Origin of the sequence: uncultured Slackia sp., assembly GCF_944321625.1 — a bacterium.
Taxonomy (GTDB): domain Bacteria; phylum Actinomycetota; class Coriobacteriia; order Coriobacteriales; family Eggerthellaceae; genus Slackia.
On record NZ_CALUMA010000049.1, the window covers coordinates 1 to 9,728 of the forward strand.

Annotated in this window: 11 protein-coding genes and 1 pseudogene; all 12 read right to left on the bottom strand. The window is 63.6% G+C overall.

The genetic code is table 11. The features are described 5' to 3' along the window. Nucleotides 1-202 (bottom strand): PDZ domain-containing protein (locus Q0J60_RS04755; RefSeq protein ID WP_294439094.1); only part of this gene is annotated, 202 nt, incomplete at its 3' end. Between the two features lie 248 nt (nucleotides 203-450). Further along, a complete protein-coding gene (locus Q0J60_RS04760) occupies nucleotides 451-1,698 on the bottom strand; it encodes a murein hydrolase activator EnvC (protein WP_294439095.1) in 1,248 nt (415 codons plus the stop codon). 104 nt (nucleotides 1,699-1,802) lie between these two features. After that, complete coding sequence (gene ispH, locus Q0J60_RS04765; RefSeq protein ID WP_294439096.1) at nucleotides 1,803-2,630, bottom strand: 4-hydroxy-3-methylbut-2-enyl diphosphate reductase; 828 nt, start codon at nucleotides 2,628-2,630, stop codon at nucleotides 1,803-1,805. A 9-nt stretch (nucleotides 2,631-2,639) separates the two neighbouring features. Then, on the bottom strand, nucleotides 2,640-3,455 hold the full coding sequence (locus Q0J60_RS04770; RefSeq protein ID WP_294439097.1) for a 1-acyl-sn-glycerol-3-phosphate acyltransferase: 816 nt from the start codon (nucleotides 3,453-3,455) through the stop codon (nucleotides 2,640-2,642). A 16-nt stretch (nucleotides 3,456-3,471) separates the two neighbouring features. Then, a complete protein-coding gene (cmk, locus tag Q0J60_RS04775; RefSeq protein WP_294439098.1) occupies nucleotides 3,472-4,149 on the bottom strand; it encodes a (d)CMP kinase in 678 nt (225 codons plus the stop codon). Between the two features lie 190 nt (nucleotides 4,150-4,339). Continuing rightward, nucleotides 4,340-5,668 carry a 3-phosphoshikimate 1-carboxyvinyltransferase gene (aroA, locus tag Q0J60_RS04780; protein WP_294439099.1) on the bottom strand — a complete coding sequence of 443 codons (1,329 nt, stop codon included), beginning with the start codon at nucleotides 5,666-5,668 and terminating at the stop codon, nucleotides 4,340-4,342. Between the two features lie 44 nt (nucleotides 5,669-5,712). After that, entirely contained in the window at nucleotides 5,713-6,492 is a 780-nt protein-coding gene (locus Q0J60_RS04785) for a pseudouridine synthase (protein ID WP_294439100.1), read from the bottom strand. Further along, entirely contained in the window at nucleotides 6,476-7,273 is a 798-nt protein-coding gene (scpB, locus tag Q0J60_RS04790) for an SMC-Scp complex subunit ScpB (protein ID WP_294439101.1), read from the bottom strand. Before scpB ends, Q0J60_RS04785 begins: the two co-directional genes overlap by 17 nt. Continuing rightward, a complete protein-coding gene (locus tag Q0J60_RS04795) occupies nucleotides 7,270-8,055 on the bottom strand; it encodes a ScpA family protein (RefSeq protein ID WP_294439102.1) in 786 nt (261 codons plus the stop codon). The genes scpB and Q0J60_RS04795 overlap by 4 nt, the downstream gene beginning before the upstream one ends. 8 nt (nucleotides 8,056-8,063) lie before the next feature. Continuing rightward, entirely contained in the window at nucleotides 8,064-8,756 is a 693-nt protein-coding gene (locus tag Q0J60_RS04800; RefSeq protein WP_294439103.1) for a site-2 protease family protein, read from the bottom strand. Between the two features lie 9 nt (nucleotides 8,757-8,765). Continuing rightward, complete coding sequence (locus tag Q0J60_RS04805) at nucleotides 8,766-9,308, bottom strand: tRNA (cytidine(34)-2'-O)-methyltransferase (RefSeq protein WP_294439104.1); 543 nt, start codon at nucleotides 9,306-9,308, stop codon at nucleotides 8,766-8,768. Continuing rightward, nucleotides 9,301-9,728 (bottom strand): annotated as a pseudogene (locus tag Q0J60_RS04810) (ABC transporter ATP-binding protein); the annotation flags it as partial. The pseudogene Q0J60_RS04810 and the gene Q0J60_RS04805, both read right to left, overlap by 8 nt.

Genomic DNA, 9,728 nt, shown 5'->3' on the forward strand with positions numbered 1-9,728 from the left:
TATAGGAAAGCAGCACCTCGTCACCGTCGGAATACCACTGCCAGTCGAGAATATCGCGCAGAGGATTGCCGTCCACGGCGGTGATGATGCAGCCAGGCGTGAACCCGGCATCATCGGCAGGTGAGCCTTCTTCCACCGCGAGAATGCGTGCGGCGGGACGAGCGGGGTCGCCGGGATATTCGTGTATGCACGTAGCGGTCATGATGGCCTTTCTTTCGGTAACGGGTGCGTCCGGCGCGCCGCCTCCGCGGAGGCCGGACGTATACTCGCTTCTCTCAAATTAACCCATCAAAAGCTGTAGAAGCTAGGTCGACGCATAGCGAGCAAAGCGAGCGGTAGGAGACCGCGTATACGGGAGCGCCTCCACGGGTGCGGCGCGCCGGACGCACACGCAATCATAACGTAAAAAGGCGGCCCGCATGCGAGCCGCCCGCAATCTCAAACTTGTTCTTACCAGCTGAAATACGTGGTGGGATTCACCGCGGTGCCGTTGACGCCGTTGCTGCACCCCACGTTGATCTGGAAGTGCAGGTGGGCGCCGGTGGAAAAGCCGGTGTTGCCCGACACGGAAATCTGCTGGCCTGCGGAAACGCTCTGCCCCACGCTCACGAGCAGCTGGCTGTTGTGCAGGTACCACGACACGATACCGCCGCCGTGGTCGACCGTCACGGCCATGCCGCCGGTGCCGAACCATCCCGAGGTGGTGACGATGCCGTCAGCCATGCAGTAGACGGGCTCGTAGCTGCAGCTCAAATCCACGCCCTGATGGTAGTCGCCGATGGAGGGGCGCCATCCGAAGCCGCTGGTAATGATCTTGCCAGGGGCGGGATTCACCCAACCGGACACCGACGTGGAAGGCGTGGTGGAAACGGAGCCCGAGCTGGAGCCGCCGCTCGACGAACCGCCACTGGAGGAGCCGCCCGAAGCTGCCGCAGCGGCCTGGGCCTGCTCGAGAGCCTCCTGGGCCTTCCTCTTGGCCTCTTCTTCCTTCTCGCGGGCCTCTTCGGCGCTCATGCGCGTCTGCTCGGCCTCGGCGCGGATGGCGGCCACCTCGTCGCTCATGGAGTTGTACTCCTCCTGCAGGCTTGCCTGCGCGGCCTCGAGCTCTTCCTTGGCGATACGCGCGTTCTCGAGCTCCTCCGCAGCGACCTTCTCCTGCCTGGAGTATTCCTCATACGCGGCGTCGGCCTCGGCCTTGGCGTCCTTGCTCTCCTGAACCAGGGCAGCATCCTGCTCGCCGATCTTCTGCATGGCGTCGAGGTTGGTGACGAAGGCATCGAAGGATTGCGAACCGAACAGCACGTCAATCATGGTGGGGTTGCCCTCGCGGTACATGTTGACGGCACGGTTGCTCAATTGGTCTTGAGTTTCGGCGATGCGAACCTTGGCGGCGTCGATGCGGTCCTGCGCCTCATCCATGGCGGTAAGCGCGGCCTCATGGGCCTCGTTGGCCTCGTTATAGCGCGCCAGCGCCTCGTTGAACTGCTGCTCAAGGGCATCAAGCTTGGCGGAAAGCTCATCCATCTGGGCCTGAGCCGCCTCAGCCTGGGCGTCCAGCTCGTCTGCCTTGGCCTCAAGGTCGTCCGCTTCGCTTGCGTACGCGAGCCACGGGAACATCATGAGGACACCGGCAGCGCCGCACGCCTTCAAAAAGTTGCGGCGAGTCCAGCCGCAAATCGTAGAGCCTGTTTCGATCATAGTGTATTCGCTCCTGCTTCTTCTCTTGCCGCGTCGTGCTAGTACGGCGCAGTCAAAGCAACGCATTTGATAATACCAAGAGAAAAGCGGTCTGCAAAAGCTATCTACAAGGTTTCCAGATAATCCACCACTTCGTCAATCTGGTCGTCAGGCGTGGAAGCACCCGCGGTCACGCCCACCGTCTGGCAGCCGTCGAACCACGAAGCGTCAAGCTCATCGGCCGATTCCACGAAGAACGAACAGGAGCAATGGGCCTTGCAGATTTCGAACAGATGCGTGGTATTGGAGGAATTCTTGCCGCCGATCACCACGATGGCATCCACCTCTTCGGCGAGCATCGCGGCAGAATCCTGGCGCTGGCGCGTGGCGAAGCACACGGTGTTTTTCACCACAGGTTCGATGCCGCGAGCCTGCAGCGCCTCCACGACCTGGGCAAGCTTCTCTTTGCTTTCAGTGGTCTGGACCACGATGCCCACAGGTTCCGCAAGCTGCTCGGGAATCTCGTCGACGCCCGCAATCACCACGGCGGCGTCGCCCGCATGCCCGCACAGCCCCTTGACCTCGGGATGCTCGGCGCGGCCGATGACCAGCACCGTGCCGCCCAAGTCGCGCAGCTCGGCGGCGGCGCGCTGGGCCTTTGCCACATGGGGACACGTGGCGTCGATGACCGTGAGGCCCTTCTGGTTCAGGCGGTCGAGCACCTGCGGCTCCACGCCGTGGCTGCGAATGACCACGATGCCGCTATCGACGTCATCCACGTCGTCGGCCACCTTGACGCCGTTGGCGGCAAGCTTCTCTACCACCTTGGGATTATGGATGAGCGGGCCCAGCGTATAGGTGGTCTCGTCGTCCATCATAGCGGCGACGGCCATGTCCAGCGCGCGCTCGACTCCGTAACACACGCCGGCATGCTTCGCTCGAATCACCTTCATGGGAACCTCCTAAAGGCTCAGTGCGTCGCGAGAAAGCTCGCACCCGGCAAGCTCCTGCGAGAAATCGCGGGCATCGGGGAACAGCTCCGCCATATCCACCTGCTCGCGCGGCACGTCGCGCAGAAGCGCATAGCATTCCCTCATCACATACCACATGGCGGCGTCAAGGCGGTCTTCTTTGGGAAGAAAGTCAAAATCCTCCAGGTACACCGGATCGCCGAATACAACCGTCACCTGGGGAAAATGCACACGCTCGCCCTTGTGCTTGATGGCATCAACGTTACGAATCGTGGAAGGGAGCATGGGGGCTTTGCCCATGCGCGCGATGAAGGCAGCGCCGCCGTGGAGCTCAGGCATCGCCGTGCCACGACCGCGACGCGTACCCTCGGGGAAAATGCCCACGCATTCGCCGCGCTTGAGCATGGTAGCCGCGCGCTTGATAGCCACGCGGTCGGCGCTTGCGCGCTTGATGGGAAACGCGCCGACGCGTGAGATGATCTGTCCGGCGAGGCCGTGGGCGTTTGCGAACATGTTCTCGCGAGCCATGAAGCGAATCCAATGCTTGGGTCTGCCCGCCACCCATAGGAACGCCGGGTCGAGATAGGAGGCATGATTGCTGGCCACAAGGCAACCTCCGCGCGATGCCACCGCATCGAGTTTCTCTGCGCCTATGACCTTCGTGCGAAACGCAATTTTGAACACAAACGCAACAACGGCGTAAACGATATTGCCCACCCAATGCGTGATGGGTTTGACGGGGTTTCCGTCGCGATCCACCGTGGGCTTGATGGGCATGTCCCACATCTTTTCATAGGGAATGAACACGAGGTTCTCCTTGTCTTTAGCGCGACCGCGCCTCATCGGCGAGCGCGACGATCCTGTCGATGATCTCGTCGGCGGTAAAACCGGTGGAGTCGAGCTTTACCGCGTCCTCGGCCGCCACGAGGGGCGACGCCGCGCGGCTCGAATCGGCCTCATCGCGGCGGCGAAGGTCGGCAAGCACCTCTTCGAAGTCGACGGAACCCACCCCGCGCTGCTCGTTCTGGCGAACGCGGCGCATCGCACGCTCCTCATCGGTCGCGGTAAGAAACACTTTCACAGGCGCCTCGGGGAACACGACGGTTCCGATATCGCGGCCCTCCACAACGTAATCGCCGGCGCGGCCGATGCGACGTTGCTGGTCGACGAGCGCCTCGCGCACGGCAGGATGCACCGAGGCGGAGCTCACCGCGCGGTCGACTTGCGCGGTGCGGATGGCGTCGGTCACCTCAACGCCGTCGATGAACACGCGACGCGGCGCGGGATCGCCCTCGACATGCCCGAACGAGATCTCCTTGGTAGAGGCAACCTCGCCCAAAGCCGCTTCGTCATCGAGCGCCAAACCGTGTTCCAGGGCGTACCACGCGATGGCACGGTACATCGCACCCGTGTCGAGGCAATTGAAGCCAAGCTTTTTTGCCGCCGCCTTGGCGACCGTAGACTTTCCCGCCCCCGAAGGGCCGTCGATAGCGATAATCATGGCCAGCCTTTCATGCGCGCCCCGCGACGCGCCCTATACATATCGAACCAAATGAGACGATAGTCGCGTTTCGGCATGCAGCCCGAAACGCTCCGGCGCGCTCGATGGCGCGCCGGAGACGGAATTATACCGTATGGTTGAGTTATGTCACCAGGTGACGGGGCGGCATCACGGAGCCTCTACGGAACCGTTAGCGCACAAGACCCCGAATATCGTCAAGGAATCCCGGATAGCTGATGTTCACCGCCTCGAAATTGATGACCTCCACCGGCACCCCGCACACCATACCGGCGAGCGCCCACGTCATTGCGAGACGATGGTCGTTGTGGGAGTCGAACACGGCGCCGGGCTTGGGCGCGGCAGCCGGGTCGCCCTCGATGAACAGGTCGCTGCCCTCAATCCACGCGTCGACGCCCAGAAGCTCAAGCCCCTCGACGATGGCGGCGGCGCGGTCGGTCTCCTTCACGCGCAGCTCGTCGATGCCGCGGAACACCGTCACGCCGCGCGCGCGGGACGCCACCAGCGACAGCACCGGAATCTCGTCGATGAGCGTGGCAATCTTTTCCGCCGGCACCTCGCAGCCGTGGAGTCGCTCGCAGTGCTGGACCGAGATGATGCCCGTAAGCTCACGACCCAGGGACGACACGCTGCGCCGCGAGGCGTCGACGCCCATCTGCTCGAGCGTACGCAGGAAGCCGATGCGCGTGGGGTTGAGCGACACGCCTTCGATCTGCACGGCGCTGCCGGAAATGAGGGCCGCCGCGCAGGCGATGAACGCCGCGGAGGATGGGTCGCCCGGAACGGGAATCTCGCAGGCCTTCAGCGTGACGGGGCCTTCGACCTCCGCGACGCCGGCCGCCGAGGTTGCCTGGGCGCCGAAGCCGGGCAACATGAGCTCGGTGTGGTTGCGCGAAGCGGAAGGCTCGGTGACGCGCGTCACGCCGTCGGCCGAAAGGCCGGCAAGCAGAATGGCGGTCTTCACCTGGGCCGAAGCGACGGGCGTGGCGTATACGATAGGACGCAGCTTACGCGTGCCCTGGATGGTCAGAGGCAGGGTCTCGTTGTCTTCAGGCGAGAAGCGCGCACCCATGCGAACCAGGGGCATGCACACGCGACGCATGGGGCGGCGGCATAGCGAATCGTCGCCCGTCAGCTCGACCTTGATATCCCACGGTGCCAGCACGCCCATCAAGAGACGCACCGTTGTGCCGGAATTGCCGCAATCGATGGGTCCGTCGGGCTCCTGCGGGCCTTTGGTGCCCCAGCCCACGATGCCGCCCTCGAGACTTCCGTCGGCGGTCTTAGAAAGGCTCACCTGGGCACCGAGCGCGCGCACCGCGGCGATGGTGGAGCGCACGTCGGCGGAATCAAGTACGCCCGAAAGGCGCGAGGTGCCTTCGGCCATGGCGGCGAGAAGAACGGCTCTGTGCGAAATGCTCTTGTCGCCCGGAACCTTGACGCTTCCCAGAAGCGAACCGTGCAGCGGCTCGATGGCCGTCGTCTTGCTCAACACGTCCATGACGCCCTCCTTCATCTCAATGCATAAGACGATTCTAGCACCACTTACCGCCGAGCGGCGCGACGGAGGCTTTCCACCTCGTCATCATTGAGCAGCCGCCACTGGCCTTCGGGCAGATCGCCCAGCGTAAGCGGGCCGAACCGGCAGCGATGGAGCTCGCGAACGGGATGACCCACGTATTCGCACATGCGCCTCACTTGGCGCTTGCGTCCCTCATGGATGGTTATGGCAAGCTCGCTGCCGCGCGGCGAGGCGCGCAGCACCTCCACCTCGGCGGGAAGCGTCATGCCGTCCTCCAGCATCACGCCGTCGCGCAACGCCTGCGCCTGTTCAGGGGCGATGCGGCCCTCCACGCGGGCGATATAGGACTTATCCACATGACGGCGCGGGTGAAGCAGGCCGTTGCCCAGCTCGCCGTCGGTCGAGAACAGCAAAATGCCCGTGGTGTCGAAATCGAGCCTTCCTATGGGGAACAGCCCCGGATAGCGCGACACGGGTACAAGATCTGCCACCGTCGGGCGGTCGAAGGGGTCGGACATGGTGGTGAGGTATCCGGTAGGCTTGTGGAGCATGAGCGTGACCGGCGCATCGGCCAGATGCATCTCGATGCCATCGACGGTCACCACGTCCACCCGCGGATCGACCTTGCTCCCCAGCTCCGAAACCACCTGCCCGTTCACGCGCACGCGACCCGCCGTCATCAGGTTCTCGCTGCCGCGGCGGCTTGCGACGCCGGCGCGCGCGAGGAACTTCTGCAGGCGCATGGGAACGATGCGCTCCTCGCCTTCGGGCTCATGCCCGGAAGGGCTATTGGTCTTGGCCATCGCGCCCCTCCCCTCTTTGGGCGTCTTCCTCGGCCGCCGCGCCGGGAACCTCCCACACGCTTTCAGGAGGCATGAACCCGCTCAGCGCGTCAATCGGCTCAGGCGCAATCGACGCGTCGTCCTCTTCTGCAGCCTCGAAATCGAGCGTCAGGTCAAGGGCCAGGTCGTCGTCGAACAGCGTTTCGGCTTCCTGCGCCTCCGAACGCGTGACGCCCAGACGTTCGCGGATGAGCCTTCGGCTCTCTTCGTCGGGGGCGAACTCCTCCAGATCGGGAAGGTCGGCCACAGACGCCAAACCGAATTTCTCCAGGAACGAACGCGTGGTGGCATAAAGAATGGGCTGGCCGGGGCTTTGCTCGCGTCCCGCCTCGCGCACCAGGCCCTTCTCCATGAGCGAATTGATGGGGCTGTCCGAGTTCACGCCGCGAATGGACACGACGCCCGCGCGCGTGATGGGCTGGTTATATGCGATAACGGCAAGCGTCTCGAGCGCCGCCTGCGAAAGACGCCGCGTATCCCACGAGATGACGTACTTCTCGATAAGCTCGTGGTAGCGCGGATGCGTATACAGGCGCCATCCGCCCGCGACCTCGCGCAGCTGCACGCCCGCATCCTGCGATTCAAGGCGGCGCGCCAGCTCATCGAGCGCCGCCTGTGTGGCGGGAAGGTCGATTTCGAGCATATCGGCCAGCGTCATCGCGCTCACCGGCTCGTCGCTCACGAAAAGCAGCGCCTCGATGGCGCCGGGGATGCTCTCCTGAGGCATATCGGCAAAGCTCACTGCTTCTCCCCTTCCTCTTCGTCGGAATCGAATACCAATTCGCCGGAACCTTCGATGTAGTCGATGCCTATGTCGTCGAACGGTTCATCCTGATGCATATCGATCATGGTGCGCTTGTAGAGCTCCAGCACGGCGAGGAAGCTCACCACACGAATCGGCACGGAAGGCGCCTCGGCCAGAAGCTCGCTGAACATCATGTGCTTGCGCACGCTGATGCGGCGGTGGATGGCGCGCACATGCGTCTCCACCGGAATGGGCTTGGCCGCGATATGCTCGCTTTCCAGCAGGAACACATCGCGTCGCGCCATGGCCTCAGCCGCCAAAAGCGCCAGCGAATCAAGCGTGACATCCTCCAGATAGTCGGGCATGAGCCCTAAGAACTCCTGGTCGGGACCGGCAAGACGCGGATGCATGCGCCCTTCCAGCTCGAAGCGCGCGCCCAGGGCCGCCGCCGCATTCTTGTACTGCTTGTAGGCCAGCAGGCGCTCCACCAGGATGTCGCGCGCCTCGCTGGGAGAAAGCTCCTCGATTTCCTCGTCCACCTCGTCGCGAGCGCTGGGAATAAGCGAGGCGGCCTTAATCTCAAGCAGCGTCGAGGCCACCAGAAGGAAATCGCTTGCCACATCCAGATCGAGCTCGCGCATGCGGTCGATGTAGGCCAGGTACTGGTCCACGATCTGCGTGATGGAGATGGAGCCGATATCCACGCGCTGCCTGCTCACCAGGTACAGCAGCAGGTCAAAGGGCCCCTCGAAGCTATCTATGCGAACACGGTACGACATGACGCCGCCTACAGCATGAACGGCACCAGCAGCGAGGCCAGGTTGCCCGCCGTCGCGTTCAGGTAGATGCCGATGGGGTTGAAATGGAAGATATAGGGCACGAGCACCACCACCGCCATGAACACGGGCAGCGCGTATTGCTGGATCTGGTAGTACTTGCGCAGCATGCGGTCGTTCAAAAACAGCGCGATGACGCTGGATCCGTCAAGCGGCGGAATGGGAATGAGATTGAAGAACATCAAGTACAGGTTGATCAGGATGAACTGGGGAATGAATCCGAAATAGAAGCACTGGAAGATTTCGCTTCCCAGGATGCCCACACCACCGGCGGCGAACATCGCGTAGAACGCCCAGGCCACGGCAGCGCCGACGAGCGCCATGAGCAGGTTGGCCGCCGGGCCCGCCAGGCCCACGATGGCCTCGCCGCGACGCACGTTCTTGAAGTACATCGGGTTGTACGGCACGGGCTTCGCGTAGCCGAACACCGGCCCTCCCATCATCATGAGCAGAAGCGGCAGGATGACGGTGCCGAACGGGTCGACGTGCTTGAGCGGATTGAGGCTCAGGCGCCCACGCGATTTGGCGGTAGGATCGCCCAGACGTGCGGCGGCGAACCCGTGTGCGACTTCGTGCAGCACGATGGCGGGCACGAAGCACAGGACGCTGATGACCACATAGATAAGATAGCTGCTGGAAAACATGGGGTAAGTCTACCTCAATTCCCGCCATTGGCGCACCACTTCGTACGCGCCCACGGCAACCGCGTTGGACAGATTCAGGCTGCGAAGCCCATCACGCATGGGAATGCGCACGCACTCGTCTTCATGGGCGGCGAGGATATCGGGGTCGATGCCCCGGCTTTCCCTGCCGAACACCAGATACGTGTCACGGCCGCCCGCGCCGTACTCCACATCCGTGTAGAGGCGCGGCGTGTGCCCCGTGAAAAAGCGGAGTTCGCACCCGGCGTGGCTTCGGAGGAAATCCTCGGCGCAGGCATGGCGCACCACGTCGACCTCGTCCCAATAATCGCATCCCGCGCGCTTCAGATTGCGCTCGGTCAAACGAAACCCCAGAGGCTCCACCAGATGCAGCGTGGCACCCACCACGGCACACGTGCGCGCGATGTTGCCCGTGTTCTGGGGAATCTCAGGTTCGAAGAGGACGACATGCAGGCGTCGGCCTTCGTGGCTCTCCTCGGTCGCGGCGAAGGCCGAGGATGCAGGCGCCGCTGAATACGTGGACTCGTTAGGCATCGGCGGCCTGCCTCGCCATCTCGGCCTCAAGCTCCTCGGTGAGCGTCAGCCATTCCTCCTCCGCCGCAGCGAGACGCTTCTTGATGGCCGCATGCTCGGCGATGGCGTCACTCGATGCATCCTCGTTGATGTATAAATCGGGATCGGCCATAAGCTCCAAAAGCTCCGCCATACGCGTATCGTCGCGATCCATCTGCGATTCGAGCTCCGCGATGCGCTTGCGGTGGTGCTTGAGCGCGGCATAGGCGCGGTTGCGGGCCTCGGCCTCGCGGCGCTTCTGCTCCTTGGTCTTCGGCGCGCTGCCGCGCGGCGCCGTCAGCTCGGCCGGCGCGCCGCTGCCCTTGCGCGGGGCGCCCTGCCCCCCTGCAGTCGTCTTCGCTCCCGGCGCGGCGGCCTTGCCCTTGCCCTGCGCCGCCTTGG

What these genes read in the sequence shown, in the direction of transcription:
- Q0J60_RS04760 (WP_294439095.1), bottom strand. Translation starts at nt 1,698, where the DNA reads ATGATCGAAACAGGCTCTACGATTTGCGGCTGGACTCGCCGCAACTTT.
- ispH (WP_294439096.1), bottom strand. Translation starts at nt 2,630, where the DNA reads ATGAAGGTGATTCGAGCGAAGCATGCCGGCGTGTGTTACGGAGTCGAG.
- cmk (WP_294439098.1), bottom strand. Translation starts at nt 4,149, where the DNA reads ATGATTATCGCTATCGACGGCCCTTCGGGGGCGGGAAAGTCTACGGTC.
- aroA (WP_294439099.1), bottom strand. Translation starts at nt 5,668, where the DNA reads ATGGACGTGTTGAGCAAGACGACGGCCATCGAGCCGCTGCACGGTTCG.
- Q0J60_RS04785 (WP_294439100.1), bottom strand. Translation starts at nt 6,492, where the DNA reads ATGGCCAAGACCAATAGCCCTTCCGGGCATGAGCCCGAAGGCGAGGAG.
- Q0J60_RS04795 (WP_294439102.1), bottom strand. Translation starts at nt 8,055, where the DNA reads ATGTCGTACCGTGTTCGCATAGATAGCTTCGAGGGGCCCTTTGACCTG.
- Q0J60_RS04800 (WP_294439103.1), bottom strand. Translation starts at nt 8,756, where the DNA reads ATGTTTTCCAGCAGCTATCTTATCTATGTGGTCATCAGCGTCCTGTGC.
- Q0J60_RS04805 (WP_294439104.1), bottom strand. Translation starts at nt 9,308, where the DNA reads ATGCCTAACGAGTCCACGTATTCAGCGGCGCCTGCATCCTCGGCCTTC.